Origin of the sequence: Streptomyces blattellae (assembly GCF_009709555.1) — a bacterium.
Classification (GTDB): domain Bacteria; phylum Actinomycetota; class Actinomycetes; order Streptomycetales; family Streptomycetaceae; genus Streptomyces; species Streptomyces blattellae.
In genome coordinates, this window is sequence record NZ_WJBG01000122.1 from 18,463 (window position 1) to 44,712 (window position 26,250).

The window sequence follows — 26,250 nt, forward strand, 5'->3', positions numbered from 1 at the left end:
GGCAAATGTCCCGCCAGACCGTCATGCCAGGCTGTCCCGCCACGCCCGGTGCAGATCCGCGAACCGGCCCGTTCCCGCGACGAGTTCGGCGGGGCTGCCGTCCTCGACGATCCGGCCGTGCTCCATGACCAGCACGCGGTCGGCGATCTCGACGGTGGACAGCCGGTGGGCGATGACGACCGCCGTGCGGCCGTGCAGGACCGTCTGCATGGCCCGCTGCACGGCCCGTTCGCCCGGCACGTCGAGCGAGCTGGTCGCCTCGTCGAGGATCAGCACCGCCGGATCGGCGAGCAACGCGCGGGCGAAGGCGACCAGTTGGCGCTGTCCGGCGGAGATACGGCCGCCCCGTTTGCGTACGTCGGTGTCGTAGCCGTCGGGCAGCGCGGCGATGAACTCGTGCGCGCCGATCGCCTTCGCGGCCCGCTCGATCTCCTCGTGCGTGGCGTCGGGGCGGCCGATCGCGATGTTCTCGGCGACCGTGCCGGAGAACAGGAACGCCTCCTGCGTCACCATGACCACCCCGCGGCGCAGTTCGGGCACGTCGAGGTCGCGCAGATCGACGCCGTCGAGCAGGACCCGCCCGGCGGAGGGGTCGTAGAACCGGGCGAGCAGCTTCGCCAGCGTCGACTTGCCCGCGCCGGTCGAGCCGACCACGGCGACGGTCTGCCCGGCGGGGATCGTGAGGTCGAAGCGGGGGAGGACCTCGCCGCCGGTGCGGTAACCGAAGCCGACCGCGTCGAAGACGACCTCGCGGCCGGGGTGCTCCGTCGTGAGTGCCGGAAGCTGCCGCGGCGTCGACGGCTCGGGCACGGACGGCGTCTGGGCGAGCAGACCGGCGATCTTCTCCAGTGAGGCGGCGGCCGACTGGTACGAGTTGAGGAACATGCCGAGCCGGTCGATCGGGTCGTACAGCCGCCGCAGATACAGCACGGCGGCGGCGAGCACGCCGAGGGCCAGGGAGCCGCCCGCCACCCGGTAGGCACCCCACAGCACGATGCCCGCGACGGCGGTGTTCGCGACCAGCCGGGACCCGACGACATAGCGGGCCATCTCCAGCAGCGCATCGCCGTTGGCGCGCTCGTGCCGGGAGTTGAGGACGCGGAAGTCGGCGTCGTTGGCGGTCTCGCGGCGGAAGGCGCGGACCGGCCGGATGCCGTTCATCGTCTCCACGAACTTCACGATGACGGCGGCGATGGCGGTGGACCGGATGCGGTACGCCCGTCCCGCGCGCCGCTGGTAGACCCGTACGAGGAGATACAGCGGCACGAACGACGCCACCGCCACCGCGCCCAGGCCCAGATCCAGCCAGAGCAGCGTCACCGAGATGTAGACGAAGGACAGCACGACGGTCACCAGCTCCTGAAGCCCCTCGTTCAGCAGCTCGCGCAGCGACTCGACGTCCGTCGTGGAGCGGGAGATGAGCCGGCCCGAGGTGTACCGCTCGTGGAAGTCGATGCTCAGCGCCTGCGCATGCCGGAAGATACGGCCGCGCAGGTCCAGCAGCACGTCCTGGTTGACGCGGGCGGCGGCGATGATGAACCAGTACTGCAGACCGCCGGCGGCCAGCGCGCACAGCAGGTAGCCGACGCCCACGGCGATCAGCGGCCCGTGGTCGTCCGCACGCGACGCCGGTACGGCACTGTCGATGGCGTACGCCACCAGCAGCGGGCCCGCCTGCACGGCCGCCTGCTGAAGCAGCAGCAGGAACGTCGTGAGGGCGACTCTGGCCTTCATCGGAGCGAGGAGAGAACGCAGCAGCGCGGCCGTCGCGCCGGGCGGAGTCGGCAGGATGTCGCGGTCGAAGGGGTCGCCGCCGCCGGGGGACCGGGGGAGGTCCTGCTGGCCGTCGTCGGTCGTGGGCACGGAGGTCGAGGGAGCGGTCACCGGTAGTCCTCGTCTTCCTCGGGCTCTTCCTCGGACTCTTCCTCGGACTCTTCTCCGGTCGTCTCTCCGGTCGTCTCTCCGGATGTCTCTCCGGACATCAGATGGGCGTACTCCGCGTTCGTCCGCAGCAGTTCGTAGTGCGTGCCCACGGCGGTGATACGGCCGCCGGAGAGCAGGGCGACGCGGTCGGCCAGCAGCACGGTGGAGGGGCGGTGCGCCACGATGAGCGCGGTCGTGTCGGCGAGCACGTCCCGCAGGGCGGCCTCGACGGCGGCCTCCGTATGCACGTCCAGCGCCGACAGCGGGTCGTCCAGGACGAGGAACCTGGGGCTGCCCACGACGGCCCGGGCGAGCGCGAGGCGCTGCCGCTGGCCCCCGGAGAGGCTGAGGCCCTGCTCGCCGACCTGAGTGTCCGTGCCCTGGGGGAGGGCGTGCGCGAACTCGGCCTGCGCGACGGAGAGCGCGCGGTGCAGCTCCTCGGCGCCGGCTCGGTCATCGGCGCCCATGAGGACGTTGTCCCCGACGCTCGCGGAAAAGAGGGTGGGCTCCTCGAAGGCGACGGCTACGAGGGCGCGCAGCGATGCCCGGGGGATGGCGGTGATGTCCTCGCCGTCCAGTGTTATGCGGCCGGAGGTGACCTCGTGGAGGCGGGGGACGAGCGCGGTGAGGGTCGTCTTGCCGCTTCCGGTGGCGCCGACGAGGGCCATGGACTCGCCGGGGCGTATGTGGAGGTCTATGCGGTCGAGGGTGGGTGGGGAGTCGGCGGGGGCGTCGGGGTAGCGGAAGGTGACGGAGGAGAAGCGGATGCCTTCGTTGTCGTCGGGTGCGGGTTCGTGGGGGCTGGGCGTGCCCACGCGGCGGAGCCGCATATGTGACAGCCCCGCGCCCCTTTGGGGCGCTTCTGCCTCCGGCGCCTCGTCCATCACCTCGAAGTACCGCTCCGTAGCCGTCGCCGCCTCCTGGCTCATCGCCAGCAGGAACCCGATCGAATCCACCGGCCACCGCAACGCGAGCGCCGTCGACAGAAACGCCACCAGCGTCCCCGCGGACAACGCCCCGTCGGCCACCTGCACAGCCCCCAACACCAGCGCCGCCCCGATCGCCACCTCCGGCAGTGTCACGATGACGGCCCAGATGGCGGCCAGCAGACGAGCCTTCCGCAGCTCCGTCCCCCGCAGGGTCCGGGACAGCTCACGGAAGGCACGCGCCTGGCTGCGATGCCGCCCGAAGCCCTTGATGATCCGGATGCCGAGCACGCCCTCCTCGACGACGGTCGTCAGATCCCCGACCTGGTCCTGCGCCCGCCGAGCGACCTCGGCATACCGCCGCTCGAAGATCACGCAGGTGATCAGCACGGGCACGGCGGGGCCGAGTATGACCAGCCCCAGCGTCCAGTCCTGCATCAGCATGATGGCCACGCCGACCAGGATCGTCACCCCGTTGACCAGCAGGAACGTCAGTGGAAAGGCCAGGAACATGCGCAGCAGCATCAGATCCGTGGTGCCCCGGGACAGCAGCTGCCCGGACGCCCACCGGTCGTGGAACTCCACCGGCAGCCGCTGCAGGTGCCGGTACAGATCCGCCCGCATCTCCGCCTCGACATGCGACAGCGGCCGTGCCACCAGCCACCGCCGCAGCCCGAACAGCAGCGCCTCCGCGAGCCCGAGCAGCAGCAGATACAGCGCGCCGAGCCACACGCCCGCCGGATCCTGCTCGGTGACCGGCCCGTCCACCATCCACTTCAGGACGAGCGGGATCACCAGCCCCACGCACGAGGCGAGTACGGCGACGAACGCGGCGGTGAACAGCCGCACCCGGACGGGCCGCACATACGGCCACAACCGCAACAGGGTTCTGACGGCGGAGCGTTCCTTCGTGGTGGCAGGTGTCGTGGACATCAATTGCGAGCCTACGGACCGGCACTGACAACGCCCACCGAGTTTTGGCCGGACCGGGATCGGCCGCTGGTCCTACGACCTGCGCGTTCGACACGTCGAACCAACGAGGCTCGGGTTGGCTGTCGGGGCAGTCGTACCCCGGCTCCGCAAACGCCGGAAGCAGAAGCGGCGGGGGCGTAAAGCTCCTCACCCCGCCACCCGCAGCAGCAACACCGCCCGCGCCGGCACCGTGATCGCCGCCCCCGCCCGATGCTCCACCCCGGGCGCCTCGGCCTGCTCCTCCCGTGACGTGTCGACGACCACCTCGTACCGGTCCGCCCACGGCGGTCCCGGCAGGACGAAGCTCACCGGCCGGTCCCCGGCGTGCAGCACGGCGAGGAAGCTGTCGTCGAGGATCGGCGCCCCCCGCTCGTCCCGCCCCGGGATGTCCCGTCCCGACAAGTACATGCCCAGCGTCGCGGCGGGCGCGTACCAGTCCCGTTCCGTCATCTCGGTGCCGCGGGCCGTGAACCAGGCCAGGTCGCGCAGGCCGTCCGCGGAGTGCGCCCGACCGGAGAAGAAGGCCCGGCGACGGAGCACCGGATGCCGGTGGCGCAGGTCTATCAGCCGGGCGGTCAGGTCGAAGAGGGCCTTCCAGCCCGGCTCCTGAAGCAGCCCCCAGTCCAGCCAGCTGATCTCGTTGTCCTGGCAGTACGCGTTGTTGTTGCCCCGCTGCGTCCGCCCCAGCTCATCGCCCGCGACCAGCATCGGCACCCCCGTGGACAGCAGCAGCGTCGTCAGCAGGTTCCGCAACTGCCGCCGCCTGAGCGCCCGTACGCGCTCCTCGTCCGTCTCTCCCTCGGTGCCGCAGTTCCACGCCCGGTTGTCGTCCGTGCCGTCCCGGTTGCCCTCGCCGTTGGCCTCGTTGTGCTTGCGCTCGTACGACACCAGGTCGCGCAGGGTGAAACCGTCGTGCGCGGTGATGAAGTTGACCGAGGCGTAGGGGCGCCGCCCGCCCCACGCGTACAGGTCGCTGGAGCCGGACAGGCGGTAGCCCAGGTCCCGGACGTCCGGCAGCGCGCCCCGCCAGTAGTCCCGTACGGCATTGCGGTAGCGGTCGTTCCACTCCGTCCACAGGGGTGGGAAGGCCCCCACCTGGTAGCCGCCCGAACCCACGTCCCACGGCTCGGCGATCAGCTTCACCCGCCGCAGCACCGGATCCTGGGCGATGACGGCGAGGAAGGGCGAGAGCATGTCGACGTCGTGCATGGAGCGGGCCAGTGCCGCCGCCAGGTCGAAGCGGAAGCCGTCGACGCCCATCTCGGTCACCCAGTAGCGCAGGGAGTCCGTGATCAGGCGCAGCACATGCGGCTGGACGACGTGCAGCGTGTTCCCGCAGCCGGTGTAGTCCGCGTACCTACGCGCGTCCGACTGCAACCGGTAGTACCCGCGGTTGTCGATGCCCTTCATCGACAGCGTCGGGCCCAGCTCGCCCGACTCCGCCGTGTGGTTGTAGACCACGTCGAGGACGACCTCTATCCCGGCCGCGTGCAGCGCCCGCACCATCCGCTTGAACTCGCCGACCTGCTGGCCCGCCGTGCCCGTGGCCGCGTACGCCGCGTGCGGGGCGAAGTAGCCGATGGAGTTGTAGCCCCAGTAGTTCTTCAGGCCGCGGCGCAGCAGATGGTCCTCGTGCGCGAACTGGTGCACCGGCAGCAGCTCGACCGCCGTGACGCCGAGCTTCACCAGATGTTCGACGGCGGCCGGGTGCGCCAGGCCGGCGTAGGTGCCCCGCAGTTCCTCGGGGATCCCCGGGTGCAACCGGGTGAACCCGCGGACATGCAGCTCGTAGATGACCGAGTCGGCCCACGGCGTCTTCGGACGCCGGTCGTCGGACCAGTCGTCGTCGTCCTGGACGACGACGCCCTTCGGGACGTACGGCGCCGAGTCCCGGTCGTCGCGCACGGTGTCCGCCACGTGCTGCTGGGGCCAGTCACGCACATGGCCGTACACCTCGGGCGGCAGACTGAAGTCACCGTCCACCGCGCGGGCGTACGGGTCGAGGAGCAGCTTGGCCGGGTTCCAGCGGCCACCGGTCCACGGGTCCCAGCGGCCGTGCACGCGATAGCCGTAGCGCTGACCGGGCATCACGCCGGGCACGAAGCCGTGCCAGATCTCGTGCGTCAGTTCGGTCAGCCGGACCCGGGTCTCCTTGCCCTCCGGCCCGAACAGGCACAGCTCGACCGCCTCGGCCCCGCCCGCCCACAGCGCGAAGTTGGTGCCGGTCACCCCGTCCGGACCGGTACGGAACCGGGCGCCGAGCGGCATCGGCGCACCCGGCCACACCGGTGCGCCGGGCGGCACCGCACGGCGCGCGCCGTTCACGACGGACCGCTGCTCCGTCACGGCTTCCTGTTCGGCAGCGCGCCCCTCGGCCACCGCCTCCTGCTCGGCTGCGCTGGACACGTGACAGCCTCCCACGGCTCGCGGAACGACCCGGAGGAAGAGCGTGTGGCGTCCCGGCCCCCGCTCCCCGTCGTGTCGTTCTCCCCACTGTTCTGCCCAGAGCTTGGGTCGCACTCACGTTTCCCGGGAGCGGGCGCCGTCGTTGGGGTCGTTGTGAGGCACGTACATGGGCGCGCGCGGCGCGCGGGGGCCGCGTTGGCCGCCGTACTGACATGGGCAGGACTGCTGGCCGGGGCCGCCGGATGCACGTCGGGCGGCGGCTCGGGCGGGGCCGGCGTCGACGCGGTGTTCGGCAAGGGCCGGGCACCCGACGACGTCATCCGCGTCTCGCCGGACGACGGCAGCAGGGGCGTGAAACCCGACACGAGGCTGCGGGTGCGGGTGCCCAGCGGGCGTCTGGAATCGGTGCGGGTCGTCAAGTCCCAGGACGCGCGGCGGACCCCGGTCTCCGGGCACATCTCCGAGGACGGCCTGCGCTGGGAGCCCGACGACGAGAAGCTCGCGCTGGCCGCCGAGTACACGATCGACGCGGTGGCGCTGGACGGCCGGGGACGGCGCTCGGCACGGCACACGACCTTCACCACGTACGTCCCCGAGGAGCGGTTCATCGGGTACGTCGCCCCGGAGAACCGCTCCACCGTCGGCACCGGAATGATCGTCTCCATCGAGTTCAACCGGGAGATCGCCGACCGGGCCGCCGTCGAACGCGCCGTCCGCGTCAGCGCGAAGCCCGCCGTCGAGATCCGCCCGCACTGGTTCGGCGACGGCCGCCTCGACTTCCGTCCCGAGCACTACTGGAAACCCGGCACCCGGGTCACCGTCGCGCTGCGCTTCCGCGACATCGAAGGCGCACCCGGCGCCTACGGCCTCCAGCACAAGACGTTCTCCTTCACCGTCGGCCGCAGCCAGGTCTCCCTGGTCGACGCCCGCGCGCACACCATGGACGTACGCCGCGACGGCGAACTGCTCGCCACCGTGCCGATCACCGCCGGCGCCCCCAAGAACACGACGTACAACGGCAAGATGGTGGTCACCGAGATGCTCGAACTGACCCGGATGAACGGCGCCACGGTCGGCTTCCGCAAGGCCGACGGCAAGAGCGAGTACGACATCCCGGACGTCCCGCACGCCATGCGCCTCACCGACTCCGGCACCTTCCTGCACGGCAACTACTGGGCCCCGGACACCGTCTTCGGCCGGACCAACATCAGCCATGGCTGCGTCGGCCTGCGTGACGCGAAGGGCGGCGGCTCGGACACGCCGGCGGGCTGGTTCTTCGACCGCAGCCTGGTCGGGGACGTCGTCGAGGTCGTCCACAGCAAGGACAGAAAGGTCGCTCCCGACAACGGCCTCGGCGGGTGGAACATGGGCTGGAAGGAGTGGAAGGCGGGCGGTGCGGTGAAGTAACCGGAACAGGGGGCGGGTTGGCCGACATTCTGTTGAAGGTCGGTTGAAGATCGGTTGAAGGTCGGTACGCAACGGTGACAGTCATGCCGCGACCATGCCGCCGGCCTTGTGGTTAATATGCGCCGAGCGCGGGGGACGCGCAGGGGAGCGGGCCTGGCCGGGCCAGGCCCGGCGAGGGGAGAAAACTTGAACGTGCGGCCGATATCGGGGGCGTCGGTTGACGCGCACGCGAGTGAGCCGGCTGGAGCGCTCCGGAGGCGAACGAGCCGACAAAGGGGGCGGCGCGGGAAAGCGGCGGTCGTGGTGTGCGGGCTGCTTCTCGCCGTCACCGCGTGCGGCGGGGGCGGCTCGGACTCGAAGTCCGGATCCGGCAAGGGCAAGGACTCCACCCAGACCGGGAGCCAGGCCGGGGGCCGGGCCGAGAGCAAGCAGTCGCAGGCCGTGGTGACGATAGCCCCGAAGGACGGCGCCAAGGCGGTCGACACCAACGGCGCCCTCAAGGTCAGCGCCGCCGAGGGCCAACTGACCGAGGTGCGGGTCGAGGACGCCGACGGCACCGAGATACCCGGGAAGATCACCGACGCCGGGGCGAGCTGGACGCCGTCCACGCATCTCGCCGCGTCCACCACCTACCAGGTCCACGCGGTCGCCGAGGACTCCGAGGGCCGTGCGGCCGCCGAGGACTCCAGCTTCACCACCCTGACGCCGCAGAACACGTTCATCGGTGAGTTCACCCCCGAGGACGGCTCCAAGGTCGGCGTGGGAATGCCGTTCTCGATCCGCTTCACCCGGGGCATCACCGCCCCCGAGGACGTAGAGCGGGCCATCAAGATCAGGACTGAGCCCGCCGTCGACGTCGAGGGCCACTGGTTCGGCAACGACCGCCTCGACTTCCGTCCCGAGGAATACTGGAAGCCGGGCACCAAGGTCACCGTCGATCTCGACCTCGACGGCGTGGAGGGCCGCGACGGCGTCTACGGCGAGCAGGCCAAGACCGTCTCCTTCACCATCGGCCGCAGCCAGGTCTCGGTCGTCGACGTCAAGAAGCGCACCATGGAGGTCGAGCGGGACGGCAAGGTCATCAGGACGATCCCCGTCACCACCGGCAAGCCCGGCTACGACACCTGGAACGGCCAGATGGTCATCACCGAGCAGCTCACGGTGACCCGGATGAACGGCGAGACCGTCGGCTACGGCGGCGAGTACGACATCAAGGACGTCCCGCACGCCCAGCGCCTCACCACCTCCGGCACCTTCATCCACGGCAACTACTGGGGCGGCGACGCCTTCGGCAACTACAACGCCAGCCACGGCTGCATCGGCCTGCGCGACGTCCGCGGCGGCTACGACAGCGGCGTCCCGGCGGCCTGGTTCTTCGACAACTCGATGATCGGCGACGTGGTGGTGGTGAAGAACTCCAACGACAGGATCGTCGACCCGGACAACGGTCTCAACGGCTGGAACATGTCGTGGGAGAAGTGGACCTCGTAGCCCTCTTCCGGTACGCGGGCCCGGTGTGACTCAATGCACCGGGCCCGCTGTCGTTAGTCCCCGTTAACCTGCTGCCATGACCGTGAACCTCGAAGTCGCCGAAGGTGTGGGCACCCTCCGCCTCGACCGCCCTCCGATGAACGCGCTGGACGTCGCCACCCAGGACCGCCTCAAGGAACTCGCCGAGGAGGTCACCCGGCGCGAGGACGTACGCGCCGTGGTGATCTACGGCGGCGAGAAGGTGTTCGCGGCCGGCGCGGACATCAAGGAGATGCAGGTGATGGACCACACCGCGATGGTCCTGCGCGCCCGCGCCCTGCAGGACTCCTTCACCGCCGTGGCCCGTATCCCCAAGCCGGTCGTCGCCGCCGTCACCGGCTACGCCCTCGGCGGCGGCTGCGAGTTGGCGCTCTGCGCCGACTACCGCATCGCCGGGGAGAACGCCAAGCTGGGCCAGCCGGAGATCCTGCTCGGCCTGATCCCGGGCGCCGGCGGCACCCAGCGCCTGGCCCGGCTGGTCGGCCCGTCCAAGGCGAAGGACCTGATCTTCACGGGCCGTCAGGTCAAGGCCGACGAGGCGCTGACGCTCGGCCTGGTGGACCGGGTGGTGCCGGCCGCCGAGGTGTACGAGGCGGCGCACGCCTGGGCGGCGAAGCTGGCGCAGGGTCCCGCGATCGCCCTGCGCGCGGCGAAGGAGTCCATCGACACGGGCCTGGAGACGGACATCGACACCGGCCTGGCGGTGGAACGGAACTGGTTCGCAGGCCTGTTCGCCACGGAGGACCGGGAGCGCGGCATGCGCAGCTTCGTCGAGGAGGGGCCAGGGAAGGCGAAGTTCCGGTAAATCTCTTCCCAAACTCCCCGCAGCGCCTTGCAATTGACGCGATGTCTCATCAAGGTCCCTCGATGGGGCGGTTTATGGGAGCCTTAAGGCAACCTTAAGCCTGCCTTGTCGAGGGAGCCTGTCGATTGCCTCCAATCGAGCCTGCGCCGCAGTTCAGCGGGGCTGTAACCGGCTCCGAACTGCCCTTGGCATATGCCGATCCACCGGTGCGGAATGGGGGATTCCGGGGGGCGTATTCCGCGGAGACGCCCCCGGAGGGCGTTCGGGGCCGCCATGATGGGGGCATGGCGGGGCTGGAGGGCATCGAACAGCCGCGGGGACAGGGCCGTGCGACCGCGGCGCGCTGGTCGCCGACGGCCGAGGACGAACACGCTCTCAAAGTAATGGAGTTGTTCGGCAATCCGACGGAGTCGGAGGTGCCGCTGCCGTCCCGCCCCGAGTCCGCGGCCACGGCGCGCAGACTGACCCAGGTCGTCGTACTGCGTCACTGGGGGCTCACCCCCAAGATGACGGAGGACGCGGTCCTGCTCGTGTCGGAACTCGTCGGCAATGCCGTACGGCACACCGGCGCCCGGGTCTTCGGACTGCGCCTGCGCCGCCGCCGGGGCTGGATCCGCGTCGAGGTCCGCGACCCCTCCCGGGGGCTGCCCTGTCTCATGCCGGTCCAGGAGATGGATGTCAGCGGGCGAGGGCTGTACCTCGTCGACAAGCTCTCCGACCGGTGGGGCGTGGATCTGCTGCCGCGCGGGAAGACGACGTGGTTCGAGATGCGGGTCGCCGACAGATGACCGCCGCCGTGGACCGGCCCGTGGGCCGCCGCCGTGGACCGGCCCGTGGGCCGCCGCCGTGGACCGGCCCGTGGGCCGCCGCCGTGGACCGGCCCGTGGGCCGCCGCCGTGGACCGGCCCGTGGGCCGCCGCCGTGGACCGGCCCGTGGGCCGCCGCCGTGGACCGGCCCGTAGGCCGCCGCCGTAAACCGGCCCGTCGACTGCGCCGTCAACCCGTCGCTGACCACACGCTGACCGCGCCGCTGACCGCGCCGCTGACCGCGTCGTTGACCACACCGTTTACCCGACCTTGACCCTGCCTTGACTGCACCGCCAACCGGATCAATCGCGAGTTTTCGGGCATAACGCCTCTTAAATGGTGCGGTGACCACCACCGACCGACGGGCGGCGCTGCGTGCCGGCGCCGCCCTCGTTGCCGCCGCGGGCGGGCTCGCCGCCGGGTGCGGTGCCGCACCCGGCGCCACAGCTCAGCACACCCGCCCGCCCCGCCCGTCCGCCCGACCCCCCGCTCCGGGCCCCCGCCGCTTCCCCCGGCACCCCGCCCAGATCGCCCACGGCCCCCGCGACCGCCCCCGCGTCGCCCTCACCTTCCATGGCGCCGGCGACCCCGCCATCGCCCGTTCCCTGCTCGGCGCGGCCGAGCGGCACGGCGCCCGGGTCACCGTGCTCGCCGTCGGTACCTGGCTGGACGAACACCCGGAGCTGGCCCGCCGCATCCTCGACGGCGGCCACGACCTCGGCAACCACACCCAACGGCACCTGGACATCAACGCCATGTCCGAGGCCGAGGCGCACGCCGAGATCAGCGAATGCGGCGAGCGGCTGCGGCGGCTGACCGGATCGATCGGCACCTGGTTCCGCCCGTCCCGCGCCGCGCGGGCCTCCCCGCTCGTAGCACGGCTGGCCCGCACCGCGGGCTACCCCCACGTCCTCTCCTACGACGTGGACTCCCTCGACTTCACCTCGCCCGGCCCCGACGCCGTCACGGGCAACGTCATGGGCGGGATCCGGGGCGGATCGATCGTGAGCCTGCACTTCGGCTACGCGGACACGGTCGCCGCGCTCCCCGCCGTACTGGAAGAACTCGACCACCGCCGACTGCGCGCGGTCACCACCACGGAGCTGCTGAGCTGATGCACCGGAACCTCGTCAAACGCACCCTGATGGCGGGCGCCGCCCTCGCCGCGCTCGCCGCCTGCGGCACCGAGTCCGCGGACCGGGCGCCGAAGGCCCTCAACACCAAGGCGGCCGTACCCGCGCCGCCGAAGAAGACCGTCCAGGGCCTGCCCGGCATGCCGCCGGTCCTCGACCCGAAAGACGTCTACGCGGCAGACCGACCCAATCAACTCTCGCCGGTGGTCAAGGACTTCCCGTCCCGGGTCTACGTCCCCAACACCGAGTCCGACACGGTCTCGGTCATCGACCCGAAGACGTACGAGATCATCGAGACGATCCCGGTCGGCCGCCAGCCCCAGCACGTCGTCCCGTCCTGGGACATGAAGACCCTCTGGGTCAACAACAACCGCGGCCACACCCTCACCCCCATCGACCCGAAGACCGGCAAGGCGGGCAAGGAGGTCGAGGTCCACGACCCGTACAACCTCTACTTCACGCCCAACGGCAAGTACGCCGTCGTCATGGCCTCCCTCGACCGCGAACTCGTCTTCCGCGACCCGCACACCATGGAGCGGATCAAGACCGAACCGGTCACCTGCTACGGCGTCAACCACGCCGACTTCTCCGCCGACGGCAAGTACTTCATCGTCTCCTGCGAGTTCAGCGGTGAGCTGCTGAAGGTCGACACGGAGAAGATGGAGGTCGTCGGGCAGCAGAAGCTTCCCTTCGACGGCGCCATGCCGCAGGACGTGAAGATCTCCCCGGACGGCAAGAGGTTCTACATCGCCGACATGATGGCCGACGGCATGTGGATGCTGGACGGCGAGAAGTTCACCGAGCCCACCCTCCTGCCCACCGGCAAGGGCTGCCACGGGCTGTACGTCAGCCGGGACTCCCGCGAGATGTACGTCTCCAACCGTGGCGAGGGCTCCGTCTCCGTCTTCGACTTCACCCAGAACAAGGTCACCAAGAAGTGGCACCTGCCCGACGGCGGCAGCCCCGACATGGGCGGCGTCTCCGCCGACGGCAAGGTCCTGTGGCTGTCCGGCCGGTACGACGCCGAGGTCTACGCCATCGACACCCGCACCGGCACCCAGCTCGCCCGCATCCCGGTCGGCGCCGGTCCGCACGGCCTCGCGGTCTACCCGCAGCCGGGCCGCTACTCACTGGGCCACACGGGCATCTTCCGGTGAGGTAACGGCAGTTGGGCGGACACGCCGCCGTACGAGTGAAGGTCCACGCTCCGCCGCCGCAGACACGGAATCGTGCCCCGCATGATCACAACTCGTCTGCGGCGGCGGGCTGTTGCCGCCGTCCTGTCTCTGGCGGCCGTCCTCGTCACGACCGCCGCCACAGTCCCGACCGCGACCACCGCGGCGAAGGCCGCCGCCCCCGTCTGTCCCCAGCTCCACGACCCGGTCAAGGCCGCCGCCGACCGCCGCGTCGACATCGCCCGCATCACGCCCGAGCCGGTCTGGCGCAAGACCTGCGGCACGCTGTACCGCGCCGACGGCCGCGGGCCTTCGGTGGTCTTCGAGGAAGGCTTCCTGCCCAAGGACGTCAACGGCCAGTACGACATCGAGAAGTACGTCCTCGTCAACCAGCCCTCGCCCTACGTCTCGACGACGTACGACCACGACCTGTACAAGACGTGGTGGAAGTCGGGCTGGAACTACTACATCGACGCCCCCGGCGGCATCGACGTCAACAAGACGATCGGCGACACCCACAAGTGGGCCGAACAGGTCGAGGTCGCCTTCCCCGGCGGTATCCACCGGAAGTACATCATCGGCGTCTGCCCGGTGAACAAGACGACCAAGGTCGAGATCATGAGCGGCTGCCAGAGCAACCCGCACTACGAGGCCTGGCACTGAGCGATATCCGGCCCCTGCCGATCCGCAGCGGGGGCCGGACGTGCCGCCGCACTCGACCGCCTGGAGTCCGCCTGGAGTCCGCCCGGAGTCCGCCTGGGTGGTCGCTGCGCTGCGTCATCGAGTCGCCCGATAATCTGAGCCCCGCACACACGGAACATGCATGACGAAGGGGCGGATCGGTGGCGGACATCGACGAAGCACGCAAGCAGTTCGAGCGGATCGATACGGACGGTGACGGCTTCATCACCGCAGCCGAGTTCAAGGCCGCCCTCGCCCAGGGCGGCGACTGGCACGTCACCGAGACGGTCGCCGAGGTGATCATCGCCAGTCGCGACCTCAACGGTGACAAGGTCCTGTCGTTCGACGAATTCTGGGCCTACCTGAACAAGTGACGTCGGTGAGGGGCGCCGGTCCGGAAGGAAACGGGCGGGCGCCCCTTCGTCACGTCTGCCGGAATAGTCCACCCCGCGCCGGGGTTATCGCCTCCTGTCAGGCGAACTGTCAGGCGAACTGTCAGGCGAACTGTCAGGAGCACCAGACCCGGAAGGCCCTGTCATGAAGATCGGCATCATCGGCGCGGGCAACATCGGCGGCAACCTCGCCCGGCGGCTCACCGCCCTCGGTCACGACGTCTCCGTGGCCAACTCCCGCGGACCCCACACACTCACCGCGCTCGCCGAGGAAACCGGCGCCACGCCCGTCAGGGTCGAGCAGGCCGCGCAGGGTGCGGAGATCGTCGTGATCACGGTCCCCGTGCGAGCGGTCCCGGACCTGCCGGCCGGGCTGCTGGACGGGGCGGCGGACGGGCTCGCCGTCATCGACACCGACAACTACTACCCCCGGCAGCGGGACGGCAGGATCGCCGCCATCGAGGACGAGGGCCTCACCGAGAGCCGCTGGACGGAACGGAACATCGGCCACGCCGTGATCAAGGCCTTCAACGGCACCTACGCCCAGGACCTCCTGGAGCGCCCGCGCCCCGCCGGCGACCCCGACCGCATGGCCCTGCCCGTCGCGGGCGACGACGAGGTCGCCAAGCGGAAAGTGCGGGCCCTGATCGACGACCTCGGCTTCGACACGGTCGACGCCGGCGGCATCGACGACTCCTGGCGCCAGCAGCCCGACACCCCCGTGTACGGACTGCGGGCGGGTGCCGAGGCGGTCACCAAGGCCCTGGCAGAGGCGTCACGCGAACGCCCGGCGACGTTCCGCGGCTGACGCCCCGCCCCCAGGGACGGGTCAGGCGTTGTCGGCCCATGCCCGCAGCGCCGCCTTGCTCTCGAAGTCCGCCACGTTCGTGTCGATCGGGTCGCTCGTGTACTGGTGGAAGCGCCACTTCGCCTTGATCCGGGGCTCGCCGGCGGTGACGTAGTCGGCGATCCAGAGGCCGTCGCCCGCGTACGAGGTGTCGTCCACGGTCAGCCAGAAGTTGCGGTTGCAGTAGAGGACCACCCGATGGTTCGGCCGCAACTCCTTCACCTTCCGGATGAACCGGTCCTTCTCCGCGCCGCTGGCGTGGGTGCCGTCGCCGGTCGTTTCCCAGTCGACGGCGAGGATGTCGCTCCCCTTTTCCGGGGCGTGCTTGACGAAGTACTCGGCCTGGGCGGTGAGGTTGCCGGGCCACAGGAAGTGGTAGAAGCCGACGACCAGGCCGGCGTCGCGACCGGTCTTGGTCTGGCCGGCGAGCTTCGGGTTGACGTACGAACGGCCTTCCGTCGCCTTGATGAAGACGAAGGAGAGACCGTCGGTGTCGTAGGCGGAGGACTGGTAGGCGCTCACATCGATACCGCGCAGCATGGGCACTCCCGGAAGTGCTCGTGGGGGGACAGGAGTTGTCGGACGTCCGCCCACCATGGCACGCGTGATCCGCCGGTGCGGGCCGTGCCGCGGAAACTCACCCTTAGGGTTCGTCGAGGTCCAGGCGGTCAGCCAGTTCGAGGGCGTTCAAGGCCTCCTCGTAGGAGTGGACGCCGCCGCCGGGGCCAGGCTGGGGGCGGCCGATGGCGACGCGTCCGCCGTCGGTGGCGGCGTGTGCCTGCTTGGCGAAGTAGGTGCGTACCTCGTCCGGGGGGCCGGGGGCGATGCACAGCAGCCGGCCGTCCTTGGTGGTGAGCAGGAAGCTTCGGTCGCCGAAGCGGGTGATGAGCGCCTGCTCCACCTGTCGGGGGACCGGATCGCCATCGTCGTAGGTGGACAGGCCCTGCGCGACGGCGACCGCGTGCGCGTGGGACAGACGCAGGCCGAAACGTTCTGCACGTTCGGCAAGGCGGCCCAGGTCGCTTCGGCCGTAGAGGAGGTCGTCGATGCGGCGCGCTGGCCGCCGGCAGCCCGGACGAGTGCGACGATCAACTCGCCCGCATGCTGGTGCAATTGGCGAACCTGGAGTCCCAGTTCGCCGAATTCGACGACTTCCTCGGCGAACTGGCCGACAGGCGCGACGAGATCCACGAGACGCTCTCCGCCCGCAAGCAGACTTTCGCCGACGCCGACGCCGACGCCGACGCCGACGCCCACCCCGCCGAGCGCCTCGCCGACGCGGAGCACCGTGGCCACGTACTTCACTTCCTGCCAGCCGTTCACGATCCTCCGACGAGTCGTTCCATCAGGCGGGCGGCCGTGACGGCGCCCGCGAGCCGGGTACGCTCGCCGTCGTGCTCGACGACGGCGACCAGCGGGGTGTGCGTGCGGGCCATGAGGGCCGCGATGTGCACGACGCTCGTGCCCGGTCCGACGGTCGGCGGACGAAACCTGCGGCCCGGCAGCCATTCGGCCACCGTGAGCCCGGCGAGCTTTTCCGGTACCTCGTCCAGGTCCTGGTCGTCGATCACGGCGGCGAGCGTCGGGTCTTCCAGCGCGTACTCGGGTACGAGCTGTCCGATGAGCTGCGAGCCGGGCACGATGGCGTACGGCTGTCCATCGCGGTCGACGACCAGCAGCGCGGGCAGCTTGTGCGCGGCCAGCAGCCGGGCCGCGTCGGTGGCGTCGTCGTCGGTGGACACGGACGGGTAGGGCTGGGCGAGTTCACGCGCCGACATGGCCGGTCTCCTTGGCGGTACGGGTTTCTGCCGGCGTGTCGTCGTCCACGCCGGCGAGGTCCTGGACGTGGAAGAGGCGGGCGATGGGCACGTCGGTGGAGCTGTGAGCGATGATCGAGAAGGCGATACACACGGCTATGAGCGTGAACGCCTCCTCGCCCTGCGGGATCCCGGCCTGGAGCACCAGCAGCCCGTACACCACCGAGGCGAAGCCCTTCGGCCCGAACCAGGCGGCCACCAGCTTCTCCCGCCGGTCGAACCGGGTCCCGATGAGGGAGAGAAGCAGCGACGCCGGGCGGATCAGCACGATCGCCAGGACCACGGCGGCGTAACCGCCGGCCGACAGGTCACCGAACAGCTGCGGCGTCAGCAGCGCGCCGAACACCAGCAGCGCCGCGAACTTGGCCAGTTCCGCCAGCGCCTCGCCCAGCGGCTCGAACGCCTCCTTCGCCTCCAGCGAGCGCGCGGTGAGCACCGCGCCCGCCGAGAAGGCGGCGAGGTAGGGGTTGGCGTGCGTGAGGTGGCAGACCGCGTAGAGGATCACACCGATCGCGAGCGGCAGCAGCGGCTGCAGCTTCGGCTCGGCGCCCAGCAGCCGGAACCGTACGAGCGCGATCACCACGTACGGCAGGGCGATGCCGAAGACGAGGCCGAGGACCAGTTCCAGCGCGATCTTCCCGAAGTCGGCCTCGGCGTGCCCGGATGTCGGTCCGGCCGCGGCGATCAGGATGAGGACGACGGGCAGGGCGAGCCCGTCGTTGATGCCGCTCTCGACGTTCAGCAACTGCCGCAGTTTCGCGGGGACTTCCTTGCGTCCGACGATCGCGGAGGCGAACACCGGGTCGGTGGGCGCGAGCACGGCACCGACGAGGAAGGACGTCGTCCAGTCCAGGCCCACAAGGAAGTGGGTGATCAGTGCCATGCCGATGAAGGCGAGCGGCATGCCGAGTCCCAGAGCACGGGCCGGGTTGCGCCAGTTGTCGCGCAGCTTCGGGAAGGAGACGTGCATGCCGTCGGTGAACAGCACCGCGAACAGCGCCAGGTCGGCTGTCACGGACACGATCTCGCTGTCCGGCGTGATGTGGATCAGGCCGAGGAAGCCGTCGCTGACGAGCGCGCCGCCGACCAGGAAGAGAAAGGACGTGGACAGGACGGTCCGGGCGGCCAGGCCGGACAGCAGCACCGCGATGAGCAGCGCCACCCCGAAGACCACGATGAGCACCATGACCCAGACCCCCGATCGGCGAAGAGAGTTGTCCTCACAACCGCCGACCAGGCTTCCCGGCACACCGCTGGGAACCCTACACGTCCTTTACGGGGCACTGACAGGTTCTTGGCGCGCAGTCAGGTACGACCGACATTGCCGCATCCCGGCAGAGAGCGCTGCCCGTGGCGCGTGTGACCGTGTGACGATCTGCCGGGTGGGCGTGTGCCAGTGTGGCGGACAGTGCGGCGGACAGAAGCGAGTGGAACGCCGCGCAGCCGTCCATGGATGAGGTGTCCTGCGGCCCGGGCTGTCGGCGGCGCAGGCGCCTGACGTGCCCTCTCCCCGGAAGGTCCAGAAACGCCTGCCCGCCCCTCGTGGTCGGCGGGCAGACCGTCCGGTTCCTCACGCGTGGCCCACGGCGTCCTGGTCGTCGATGCTTTCGTACGTGTCCGCAGGCGGAAGTGGGCTGCCCTTGGCGGCCAGGGTGGTGTGCCCGGCGTGACGTCGGAACAGGCGGGTGGCGAGGGGCTCGGTGTAGCGGGCTGTGAGGGGGCCGAGGATGACGAGGATGAGGACGTAGGCGGTGGCCAGGGGGCCGAGGGAGGGCTCGATGCCGGCTGTGACAGCGAGCCCGGCGATCACGATGGAGAACTCGCCGCGGGCGACCAGAGTCCCGCCGGCCCGCCAGCGCCCCTTGGGAGCGATCCCGGCGCGGCGGGCGGCCCAGTAGCCGGTGGCGATCTTGGTGAGGGCGGTGACCACGGCCAGGGCGAGAGCGGGCAGCAGGACGGGCGGAATGCTCGGAGCCCTCGGCGTCGCCGTCGTCGACTACGTCAGCCGGATGCCACTCGGTGCTCTGAGCCACCGGAAGGATCTCGACCTGGATCGGGTCGCCCACGGCGCCACCGACATTCGTACGGCTTGAGGTTGTGAGGGTGTGCCGAGGTTGTCGAGAGACGCTGTTTCCCCGGCGGTGGACGTCATCCTGCCGTGAACAGCCGGATCCTGTCGTGACCAGCCGACGAAGACGGCTCCGCGACGGCGGATCCGGGCGGGAGGTGGGTTGCCGGGCCCTGCCCCGGGGATGCCTCGTCCAACTGCCGCACGATGGCGTCGTCCGGCGACTGCCAGGAGTGCCCCCGTCGGTGGACAGTCAGGACCAGGCCCTCAGGGCGACGGTGATCACGGCAGCTGTGCCGATCACGCGGCCGACGCGCCGGAGTCCGGCCCGTCCGTCCAGGTCCCGCCCGGAAGGCCCGACCCACGGGCCTTCCGGCTGCCGTCGGCTCGTGGCGCATCGAGGCTCCGGATCACGGGCGGGATCAGGTGGCGGCAGAGCGGCGTAGGGGAGGCCCGCCGACGGCCGGTGTGCCGTCCCGCTTGCCTTGCCGGTGTCACTCCTGGGCGCCGGACGGCAGTCGGCCGTCGGCTCGACCCCCCGCCCGATCATTGCATGATGCAAAATTAGATCGCCAGTCCCTCCGGCCGCTTTCCGTGTATCTCCCTGCGATGGCCTGGGTGGTGGCGCTCGCGCCGAAGCCCCGGTCCGGTGGGTCTGCCGGGTGAAGGTCGCAGTCCTTGCGAGAGCTTGACGTGGCCGCGAGACCGCTCTCTCCTGTTCGCCCCACGGGCGACTCTGGTCGGCCGGAACGGCTCGCTCACCAAGGTCACCATGGGCGATGCCTTCAGCATCATCACCGGTCAACGGCGATGCCCCAGAATCATCACTGTGAGTGTCCGTGCTGGTGATGTCCGATGGCGGCGTCCAGGCGGACGAAGGGAATGTCGCGTCCCGCCTCGCGGTATGACTCCTCGCCGCGGTCGACCGGAAGGCCCGTGTACGCGCACAGACGGCGGGCCGTTCGGGGGTGCCGCTGCGCGTACTCGGCCATGATTTCGGCACCCTCCTCGGGCGGGACGAAGTGGGCGGTGACGGCGTAAGGGCGGTTGCCGAACCGGATGACGGTCTGCGGCTGCTCCCGCAGGTTCTGGTACCAGTCGGCCTTCGGACCGAATCCGGAGGCGACGGTCCAACTCGCGCCGGTCGGGTCGTGGGACACGACCTCCACGACCACCATGCGGTCGAGGCCGCTGACGCGACCGAGGTGGTGCAGGAGGAGCAGCCGTTTCCCGAAGAGCGACCCCAGGCCCGCGCGGTAGAGCGGAATCGGCAGCCGTACGGCCAGGCGCCGCCACCCGGTGGGGAGTTGGGGGCGGCGAGGTGTGGTGTCTCTCTGCATCATGGTCGCCTTCCGAGGGTGGGAAATGTCGGCTCTCGGCCTCGGTTGGGTAAAGGACCGGGGTTGTGAGCCGCCTCGCACCAGCCACCTTTGCATAGTCTAAAGGTGGGGGGAGGGGCGCCTGCGGCACCGAGGGCGGCTCTCGAGCGCCGGGATACCGCTGGAGTGCATCATGACCGACAAGAAGGCGCCGTCGAGCTGGACAGTGCTGTCCTGGATGCCGGCGGTGGTCATGGCGGTGGTCGCGGTCATGGATGTCGTGGCGGGGCCGGGGATCGGGTTCCTCCCGCTCGTCTCGCTCGGGCCCGCCTTCTCCGGGCTGGTCGGGGGGTGGCGCCGGACGGCGGTGTTCGGGCTGGTGGCGCTGGTGTTGTGCGTGGCCCTCGGGTTGTACGACGGGCTGTTCGAGGAACGCCGGGGGTTCACCGCGCTGGCCTCGGTGGCGGGCGTGACGGGTGTCGGCATCGCGGCGGCCGTGATGCGTTCGCGCCGGGAGGGGGAACTGGCGAGTGTGCGGTCGATCGCGGAGGTGGCGCAGCGGGTGCTGCTGCGCCCGGTGCCGCTGACCGCAGGCCCACTGCAGGCGGCGGTGTCGTACACCTCGGCGGTCGCCGAAGCCCGCATCGGCGGGGATCTGTACGAGGTGGTGGCCTCGCCGCACGGCGTCCGGGTGATCGTGGGCGATGTGCAGGGCAAGGGGCTGACCGCGGTGGAGACGGCCGCCGTCGTTCTCGGCGCCTTCCGGGAGGCCGCGCATGACGAGCCGGACCTGGTGGGCCTCGGCGAGCGCCTGGAACGGAGCGTGGCCCGGGAACTGGAGGGCGAGAGGTTCGTCACCGCGATCCTCGCCGAGATCGGCTCGGGAGAGGGGGTCGTCTTCCTCAACTACGGCCATCCGGCCCCGATGGTCGCACGCAAGGACGGTGCCGTCGACTTCCCGCAACCGCCCGCCTACGCCCTTCCGCTGGGCCTGAACGCGCACGGGAGCGAGGGCCCGAAGCCGTATCGGGTGGACTTCGCTCCCGGTGAGCAGCTCCTGCTGTACACCGACGGCGTCACCGAGGCCCGCGACCCGGACGGCCGCTTCTATCCGCTCGGCGAGCGCACCCACCTGCTGAAGGACCCCGACGCGCACCGCGCCCTGGAGGCTCTGCGTTCGGATCTTGCTCAGTATGCCGATGGGCCGCCCCACGACGACGCCGCGATGCTTCTGCTGCGCTACCACGGTCATGGGGAAGGAAAATCTGTTCCCATCACGTGAGTGAGCAGCCACTTCGGCACGGTACAAAGGACCTATGCCGGAGCGTGAGACCCCTGCGGGGGCGAGGGACGATGTCGACGCGGTGACCCGTGCGGTGCTGACCGCGTCCAGGCTGCTGGTGGCGGTATCCGCCCGCTCGCTCGCCGAGGTCGAGGAGCGGGTGACGCTTCCTCAATTCAGAATGCTGGTGGTGCTGTCCACCCGCGGGGCCACCAAGCTGGTCGCGCTTGCCGACCTGCTCCAGGTGGCGCCGTCCACCGCGATGCGGATGGTGGACAGGCTGATCGCGGCCGGGCTGGCCGATCGGCAGGCCAATCCCGGTAACCGCCGCGAGACTCTCCTGCAGCTCACGGAGGAAGGCCGGCGCACCGTCGAGGACGTCACCGCCCGGCGTCGTGCCGAGATCGCCGCGATCGTCGCACGGCTCACCTCCACGCAGCGCCTGGCGCTCATCGAGGCTCTGACCGCCTTCAACGAGGCCGGGGGAGAGCCCCTCGCCCCGGCGCTCGACGAGGCGCAGCCGCACCCGCTGGGTTGGGCGGTGGACGTGCCGGTGGCGCACGACGCCTGACCCGCCCGGGGGAACCGACCGGATAGGGCAGCTGCTTTTCGGCCCCTGGCTCGTTTTGCATAATGCAAGGGAAAGGTTCAGGTGATGCACGGTCTGCCTGGTCCCAGCGACGCGGGCCGCGTGTTCGTGCCCGGTCGAAGGGTGGTGCGGACGGTCCGCCTGCCGCACCAGGATGCCGGACACCGAAGGGGTGCCGGGAAGGAGGACGTGCATGCGCCGAAGACGTCGCCCCCCGGCCCCGCCGGAGACGCACCTCATGGCGCATCTGCGGAGCACGGTGTGGGGGCCCGCCGAATTCGTCGGCCTGCCACCGTGGCGACTGGCGGTCGAAGGGCTTCTCGTCGGGTGCGTGGGAGCGGCAGCGATCGTCGGGACCGCGGTCGCCGGCGCCTGGTACGGGATTCCGGATCCTTCAGGCCGGGGACGGGGCTGAAACTGTTCGTCCTGAGGTCCCACAGGCCGGGGGTTCGGCCCTGGTCGGCGGGCCCGTATCCGGCGTTGGAGCCGGAGTAGAAGATCTTCCGCCTGCCGGTCAGGAAGAGCGACGGGTAGGTGGGGAAGTACCGGGCCGGTGCCGGGGACCAGGTCTGTGTCCTCGGGTCGTAGATCTCGTTCTTGCCCGGCACGACCTGCCCGATGTCGTCGAGGCCGGAGACGGCGAGGACGCGCCCGTCGGAAAGGGTGGTCAGGGTCGGGTACCAACGGGCCTCGCTCATGGAGCCGACCTTGGTGTACTTCTCGGTGACCGGGTCGAACTCGTAGGCGTCCTTGATGCCTTGGAAGTCCTTCTTGTCGAGGCCGAGCTTGTTGGCGATGCCGTAGAGGTTGTCGGCGTCCTTGCCCTTCAGGCCCACGATCGCGTACTGCTCGGTGGTGTTGGTGATGCCGGGCGGCCCCTCCTCGACCGCCTCGACGAACACACGGGCCTCGCTCGCGGTGACCTTCACGGGACCGATCCGCCCGGTGGGCGTCTTCTTCGCGGCGGGTACGCGCACGGGGAACTGGGAGCGGTACTCGATGCCGGAGGGCGAGCGGAAGAGGGTGCCCTTGGGGAAGGTGCGGGCACGGTCCGGGTCCTCGTTCTTGACCAGCATGGCGCCGCCGGCGCGTTTCACGTCGCCCTTCAGGACCTCGTAGCGGGCGGTGCCCCCGGCGACGAGGATCTTGCCGTCGGGGAGCTGGGCGTGGCCGCCGCAGAACAGGTCGGCCGGAGTGTCGATCTTCTTGAAGGTGCCGGTGGCCGGGTCCCACAGGGTGCTCTTGAAGGATCCGCCCTCGAACAGCTTCACGCTGTTGCCGGATCCGGCGATCAGCAGCACCTTGCCGGTGTGCAGCAGGATCGCGTGGATGGAGTTGAGCTGGTACTTCTCCGGGAGTGAGGCGAGTGCCCAGTGACCGTACTTCGCTTTGTACTCGGGCTGGTTGATCTCGTAGCGGTGGTAGGCGTGCTGGGCGAAGCCCGCCACGGCCGGGGCGTTGAGGACTGCGAGGGCGGCCATGGCGGCGACGCCGAACACGGTCTTGCGGGTGGTCGGACGCGAGGAATGCTGGGCCATCGGGTGCCTCCGCGGTGGGGCGGGTCGGTCCCACCGAGGCCTACCCTCTGCGGCCGGGGACGCTTGGCGGGCCACTCGCTTGCACTATGCAAAATGCCCCGATCCGCGCAATGTGCGGATGGCCGTCGGCCTGAGGGGGCGTGTCCGGGGTGGGCCTGTGCCTACAGTCATCGGGTGTGGACCAGTGAGGTGGTCAGGAAGAAGCCGACGATGTCGGTGGGCTGAATGAGCAGCCACCCGGAGGCCGTCTTTCTCCGTCAGTCCGGGCGGAAGACGGCCTCCTGACGCGAGCCCGGTCGCTCGCGCAGGGCCGCGCCAGGTTCGTCCGGCCACCGGCCTTCGCCGGGACGGAGGCCGGACGCATGGCGCCGTCGCCGCCCTCACGTCTCATGCAGGTGTGCGGACGCGACGCGGCGGTCGCATGATGCGTATCTTGTGGCTCTCGCAGGCCGGGCGCTGCGGCGACTGCAAGGGGGACGGCGCGCGCTCGCCGTCGACGCGGTAGGCGGTGGTGATCCGGGCGTGTTCGTCCATCGTCACATCGATGTCGTAGGCGCCCTCCCGGCCGTGGCCGCAGTTGAGGCAGGCGAACGCATGGGCGCGCTGCACGTGACGTGTGTGCATGGCTCACCTCCGAGAGGCTGCCTGTCTGCCGCAGCCGGTGCGGCTCGCGCGGATCCCCGCGCAGCGGCGGGAGACACTGCGGGTGCGGGACGCGGCGACACCGTTGCCGCAGAACGCCATGTGCCCACCGGATGACCTCCTCGAAGACGTACTCGTCCAGCGCCACGCGCTTCGCGGCACGGAGAGCCGGTGAGTACTCGCCCTGGCCCTCCCCGAACGGCCGATCCAGTCACCGGCGTGGTGCAGCCGGATCCGGTGGCCGAACCGGCTCCGGGCACCGGCCTCGATGTCGCGCCGGCCGAACCTCGCGTCGCGACCGTGCAGGCAAGAGGCACCCAGGACTGCCGGAATCCGGCATGGTTGCCGCCGCTGCGTGGCCATATCGTCTCCAGTGCCGCACAGGGACCTGGCGTCGTGTGACCGGAGCAAAGAGAGGGGCGGGCTCGTGCACGGTAATCCGCTGTACCACTGGAGCTGAGAACGCAAGCGGAAGTCGCGCTCTCAGCTCCGGCGACGTAGTCGTTGACCTGCGCTTATGTGACGGACGAGCCAGCCGAGGTCGGGCAGGTGCCCAACGATCAACAACCGCAGCTGCCGTCCTGTTCTGCCCGGCGGACCGCGAGGTGCCTATGGTGGACAAGGCGCCTGAAGGAGGGCGATTCGATGCCGTGGTTCGTATGGCTGCTCGCCGCTGCGGCGCTGGGTGTCGCGGAGTTCTTCACCCTGACACTGTTCTTCGGGTTGCTGGCGGGCGCTGCGTTGGTTGCCGCCGTAGTCGCTGGTGTCGGTATCGGCATTCTCGGCCAGTTGCTGGCCCTGGGGGCAGCAGCGGCAGCGGGCCTCTTCCTCGTCCGTCCTGTCGCACTGCGGCACATGGCACAGCAGCCCCTCACATACGAGGGCAGTGATGCGCTGATCGGCAAGCGGGCCGAGGTGATGCAGGAGGTCACCGCGACCCGCGGCCTGATCAAACTGTCCGGCGAAGAGTGGTCCGCTCGTGCCTTCGACGAAAGCCTTGTGATCCCGGTGGGAGCGCTGGTGGACGTCATGGAGATCGAAGGCGCCACGGCCATCGTCTACCCCCGCGAACTCCTTCCATGAACGGCTGAACACACAGCAACGGAGGCACTGTGGATCCAGTTGTCGTCCTCACACTGGTGGCGGCCCTTGTCGTCGTCTTCCTCGTGGCCTCCACTGTGCGGATCGTCCCGCAGGCACGCCGCTACAACATCGAGCGGTTCGGCCGGTATCGCCGGACGCTGCAACCCGGCCTGAACCTGGTCCTGCCGGTGGCGGACCGCATCAACACCAAACTCGACGTGCGCGAGCAGGTCTATTCGTCCGACCCGAGGCCGGTGATCACCGAGGACAACCTCGTGGTGAACATCGACACCGTGCTCTACTACCAGATCACCGACCCACGGGCGGCGGCCTACGAGGTCGCCGATTACCTGCAGGCGATCGATCAGCTCACCGTGACCACGCTGAGGAACGTCATCGGCAGCATGGACCTGGAGGAGACGCTCACCTCGCGTGAGGAGATCAACTCCCGGCTCCGCGCCGTCCTCGACGATGCCACCGGCAAGTGGGGGATCCGGGTCAATCGCGTCGAGATCAAGGCCATCGACCCACCGCACACCATCAAGGAAGCGATGGAGAAGCAGATGCGGGCCGAGCGTGACAAGCGCGCGGCCATCCTGCACGCAGAAGGGGAGCGGCAAGCCAAGATCCTTACAGCGGAAGGCACGAGGCAGAAGGACATCCTGGAGGCGCAGGGCACGCAGCAGGCCATGATCTTGCGGGCGGACGGTGAGGCAAAGGCGGTGGAGCTCGTCTTCCAGGCCGTCCATCGCAACAATGCCGACCCGAAGGTCCTGGCCTACAAATACCTGGAGACGCTCCCGCACTTGGCGGGCAGCGACAACAACACGTTCTGGGTGATCCCGGGGGAGCTGACCGAGGCGGTTCGGACCGTCACCCGTGCGTTCGGTGACCAGTCGGCGGCGGGT

At 70.1% G+C, this 26,250-nt stretch carries 23 protein-coding genes and 3 pseudogenes; 15 read left to right on the forward strand and 11 right to left on the reverse strand.

The features are described from left to right. Positions 1-21: 21 nt before the first annotated feature. The 3 genes from GFH49_RS10780 to glgX all read right to left on the reverse strand — a co-directional run bounded on the left by GFH49_RS10780 (position 22) and on the right by glgX (position 6,227). Positions 22-1,884, reverse strand: a complete 1,863-nt coding sequence (locus tag GFH49_RS10780) for an ABC transporter ATP-binding protein (protein ID WP_155055614.1) — start codon at positions 1,882-1,884, stop codon at positions 22-24. Continuing rightward, complete coding sequence (locus GFH49_RS10785; protein ID WP_155055615.1) at positions 1,881-3,782, reverse strand: ABC transporter ATP-binding protein; 1,902 nt, start codon at positions 3,780-3,782, stop codon at positions 1,881-1,883. Before GFH49_RS10785 ends, GFH49_RS10780 begins: the two co-directional genes overlap by 4 nt. Before the next feature lie 186 nt (positions 3,783-3,968). Next, a complete protein-coding gene (glgX, locus tag GFH49_RS10790) occupies positions 3,969-6,227 on the reverse strand; it encodes a glycogen debranching protein GlgX (RefSeq protein WP_155055616.1) in 2,259 nt (752 codons plus the stop codon). Between the two features lie 153 nt (positions 6,228-6,380). Between glgX and GFH49_RS10795 the strand changes: the two genes are divergently transcribed. The 9 genes from GFH49_RS10795 (at position 6,381) to GFH49_RS10835 (ending at position 14,965) form a co-directional block, all read left to right on the forward strand. Beyond that, positions 6,381-7,634 (forward strand): L,D-transpeptidase, encoded by a 1,254-nt coding sequence (locus GFH49_RS10795; RefSeq protein WP_155055617.1) that lies wholly within the window; start codon positions 6,381-6,383, stop codon positions 7,632-7,634. Between the two features lie 186 nt (positions 7,635-7,820). Next, on the forward strand, positions 7,821-9,125 hold the full coding sequence (locus GFH49_RS10800) for a L,D-transpeptidase (RefSeq protein ID WP_408055894.1): 1,305 nt from the start codon (positions 7,821-7,823) through the stop codon (positions 9,123-9,125). A 76-nt stretch (positions 9,126-9,201) separates the two neighbouring features. Next, on the forward strand, positions 9,202-9,969 hold the full coding sequence (locus GFH49_RS10805) for an enoyl-CoA hydratase/isomerase family protein (protein ID WP_155055619.1): 768 nt from the start codon (positions 9,202-9,204) through the stop codon (positions 9,967-9,969). 179 nt (positions 9,970-10,148) lie between these two features. Further along, entirely contained in the window at positions 10,149-10,757 is a 609-nt protein-coding gene (locus GFH49_RS10810; protein WP_196217930.1) for an ATP-binding protein, read from the forward strand. A gap of 363 nt (positions 10,758-11,120) precedes the next feature. Next, complete coding sequence (locus GFH49_RS10815; protein WP_155055621.1) at positions 11,121-11,891, forward strand: polysaccharide deacetylase family protein; 771 nt, start codon at positions 11,121-11,123, stop codon at positions 11,889-11,891. Then, positions 11,891-13,066 (forward strand): YncE family protein, encoded by a 1,176-nt coding sequence (locus GFH49_RS10820; RefSeq protein WP_155055622.1) that lies wholly within the window; start codon positions 11,891-11,893, stop codon positions 13,064-13,066. Before GFH49_RS10815 ends, GFH49_RS10820 begins: the two co-directional genes overlap by 1 nt. 81 nt (positions 13,067-13,147) lie before the next feature. Next, entirely contained in the window at positions 13,148-13,747 is a 600-nt protein-coding gene (locus GFH49_RS10825) for an ADP-ribosyltransferase (protein ID WP_155055623.1), read from the forward strand. A 179-nt stretch (positions 13,748-13,926) separates the two neighbouring features. Beyond that, the gene (locus GFH49_RS10830; RefSeq protein WP_155055624.1) at positions 13,927-14,139 is read left to right on the forward strand and encodes an EF-hand domain-containing protein; all 213 of its coding nucleotides are present in this window, start codon (positions 13,927-13,929) and stop codon (positions 14,137-14,139) included. A 163-nt stretch (positions 14,140-14,302) separates the two neighbouring features. Then, on the forward strand, positions 14,303-14,965 hold the full coding sequence (locus GFH49_RS10835; RefSeq protein WP_155055625.1) for an NADPH-dependent F420 reductase: 663 nt from the start codon (positions 14,303-14,305) through the stop codon (positions 14,963-14,965). A 21-nt stretch (positions 14,966-14,986) separates the two neighbouring features. Here the strand turns inward: GFH49_RS10835 and GFH49_RS10840 are convergent, their stop codons facing one another. The 5 genes and pseudogenes from GFH49_RS10840 to GFH49_RS10860 form a co-directional block, all read right to left on the reverse strand. Beyond that, positions 14,987-15,544: a glycoside hydrolase family 25 protein gene (locus GFH49_RS10840; protein WP_155055626.1), complete on the reverse strand. Its 558-nt coding sequence runs from the start codon at positions 15,542-15,544 to the stop codon at positions 14,987-14,989. 106 nt (positions 15,545-15,650) lie between these two features. Further along, positions 15,651-16,319, reverse strand: a pseudogene (locus tag GFH49_RS41435) (CdaR family protein); the annotation flags it as partial. Between the two features lie 4 nt (positions 16,320-16,323). Further along, on the reverse strand, positions 16,324-16,782 hold the full coding sequence (locus GFH49_RS10850) for a CBS domain-containing protein (protein ID WP_155055627.1): 459 nt from the start codon (positions 16,780-16,782) through the stop codon (positions 16,324-16,326). Beyond that, positions 16,769-18,007 carry a cation:proton antiporter gene (locus tag GFH49_RS10855; RefSeq protein ID WP_155055628.1) on the reverse strand — a complete coding sequence of 413 codons (1,239 nt, stop codon included), beginning with the start codon at positions 18,005-18,007 and terminating at the stop codon, positions 16,769-16,771. Before GFH49_RS10855 ends, GFH49_RS10850 begins: the two co-directional genes overlap by 14 nt. A 384-nt stretch (positions 18,008-18,391) precedes the next feature. Then, positions 18,392-18,790 (reverse strand): annotated as a pseudogene (locus GFH49_RS10860) (cation:proton antiporter); the annotation flags it as partial. On the opposite strand from GFH49_RS10860, the gene GFH49_RS40945 reads away from it, so the two are divergent. Further along, entirely contained in the window at positions 18,786-18,914 is a 129-nt protein-coding gene (locus GFH49_RS40945; protein WP_268867477.1) for a hypothetical protein, read from the forward strand. The pseudogene GFH49_RS10860 and the gene GFH49_RS40945 sit on opposite strands and share 5 nt — an antisense overlap. Positions 18,915-19,713: 799 nt before the next feature. Here the strand turns inward: GFH49_RS40945 and GFH49_RS10865 are convergent. Then, on the reverse strand, positions 19,714-20,232 hold the full coding sequence (locus GFH49_RS10865) for a nitroreductase family deazaflavin-dependent oxidoreductase (RefSeq protein ID WP_155055629.1): 519 nt from the start codon (positions 20,230-20,232) through the stop codon (positions 19,714-19,716). Between the two features lie 169 nt (positions 20,233-20,401). Between GFH49_RS10865 and GFH49_RS10870 the strand changes: the two genes are divergently transcribed. Further along, positions 20,402-21,490, forward strand: coding sequence for a PP2C family protein-serine/threonine phosphatase (locus GFH49_RS10870; protein WP_155055630.1), 1,089 nt, complete (start codon positions 20,402-20,404; stop codon positions 21,488-21,490). A gap of 34 nt (positions 21,491-21,524) precedes the next feature. Then, entirely contained in the window at positions 21,525-22,061 is a 537-nt protein-coding gene (locus GFH49_RS10875; protein WP_155055631.1) for a MarR family winged helix-turn-helix transcriptional regulator, read from the forward strand. A gap of 401 nt (positions 22,062-22,462) precedes the next feature. Here GFH49_RS10875 and GFH49_RS10880 read toward each other — a convergent pair. Both GFH49_RS10880 and GFH49_RS10885 read right to left on the reverse strand, forming a co-directional pair. Then, positions 22,463-23,617 (reverse strand): annotated as a pseudogene (locus GFH49_RS10880) (radical copper oxidase GlxA); the annotation flags it as partial. 387 nt (positions 23,618-24,004) lie between these two features. Further along, a complete protein-coding gene (locus GFH49_RS10885; protein ID WP_230396231.1) occupies positions 24,005-24,241 on the reverse strand; it encodes a hypothetical protein in 237 nt (78 codons plus the stop codon). Here GFH49_RS10885 and GFH49_RS10890 point away from each other — a divergent pair. The 3 genes from GFH49_RS10890 to GFH49_RS10900 all read left to right on the forward strand — a co-directional run. Then, entirely contained in the window at positions 24,240-24,434 is a 195-nt protein-coding gene (locus GFH49_RS10890; RefSeq protein WP_155055632.1) for a hypothetical protein, read from the forward strand. The genes GFH49_RS10885 and GFH49_RS10890 overlap by 2 nt on opposite strands. 470 nt (positions 24,435-24,904) lie before the next feature. Next, on the forward strand, positions 24,905-25,342 hold the full coding sequence (locus GFH49_RS10895; protein ID WP_155055633.1) for an NfeD family protein: 438 nt from the start codon (positions 24,905-24,907) through the stop codon (positions 25,340-25,342). Positions 25,343-25,371: 29 nt separating this feature from the next. Then, a partial coding sequence (locus GFH49_RS10900) for an SPFH domain-containing protein (protein WP_155055634.1) occupies positions 25,372-26,250 on the forward strand: 879 nt, incomplete at its 3' end.

What these genes read in the sequence shown, in the direction of transcription:
- GFH49_RS10850 (WP_155055627.1), bottom strand. Translation starts at nt 16,782, where the DNA reads ATGTCGGCGCGTGAACTCGCCCAGCCCTACCCGTCCGTGTCCACCGAC.
- GFH49_RS10805 (WP_155055619.1), top strand. Translation starts at nt 9,202, where the DNA reads ATGACCGTGAACCTCGAAGTCGCCGAAGGTGTGGGCACCCTCCGCCTC.
- GFH49_RS10820 (WP_155055622.1), top strand. Translation starts at nt 11,891, where the DNA reads ATGCACCGGAACCTCGTCAAACGCACCCTGATGGCGGGCGCCGCCCTC.
- GFH49_RS10895 (WP_155055633.1), top strand. Translation starts at nt 24,905, where the DNA reads ATGCCGTGGTTCGTATGGCTGCTCGCCGCTGCGGCGCTGGGTGTCGCG.
- GFH49_RS40945 (WP_268867477.1), top strand. Translation starts at nt 18,786, where the DNA reads ATGCTCGGAGCCCTCGGCGTCGCCGTCGTCGACTACGTCAGCCGGATG.
- GFH49_RS10825 (WP_155055623.1), top strand. Translation starts at nt 13,148, where the DNA reads ATGATCACAACTCGTCTGCGGCGGCGGGCTGTTGCCGCCGTCCTGTCT.
- GFH49_RS10865 (WP_155055629.1), bottom strand. Translation starts at nt 20,232, where the DNA reads ATGATGCAGAGAGACACCACACCTCGCCGCCCCCAACTCCCCACCGGG.
- GFH49_RS10785 (WP_155055615.1), bottom strand. Translation starts at nt 3,782, where the DNA reads ATGTCCACGACACCTGCCACCACGAAGGAACGCTCCGCCGTCAGAACC.
- GFH49_RS10885 (WP_230396231.1), bottom strand. Translation starts at nt 24,241, where the DNA reads ATGCACACACGTCACGTGCAGCGCGCCCATGCGTTCGCCTGCCTCAAC.
- GFH49_RS10855 (WP_155055628.1), bottom strand. Translation starts at nt 18,007, where the DNA reads ATGGTGCTCATCGTGGTCTTCGGGGTGGCGCTGCTCATCGCGGTGCTG.
- GFH49_RS10835 (WP_155055625.1), top strand. Translation starts at nt 14,303, where the DNA reads ATGAAGATCGGCATCATCGGCGCGGGCAACATCGGCGGCAACCTCGCC.
- GFH49_RS10890 (WP_155055632.1), top strand. Translation starts at nt 24,240, where the DNA reads ATGGCTCACCTCCGAGAGGCTGCCTGTCTGCCGCAGCCGGTGCGGCTC.
- GFH49_RS10875 (WP_155055631.1), top strand. Translation starts at nt 21,525, where the DNA reads ATGCCGGAGCGTGAGACCCCTGCGGGGGCGAGGGACGATGTCGACGCG.
- GFH49_RS10870 (WP_155055630.1), top strand. Translation starts at nt 20,402, where the DNA reads ATGACCGACAAGAAGGCGCCGTCGAGCTGGACAGTGCTGTCCTGGATG.
- GFH49_RS10840 (WP_155055626.1), bottom strand. Translation starts at nt 15,544, where the DNA reads ATGCTGCGCGGTATCGATGTGAGCGCCTACCAGTCCTCCGCCTACGAC.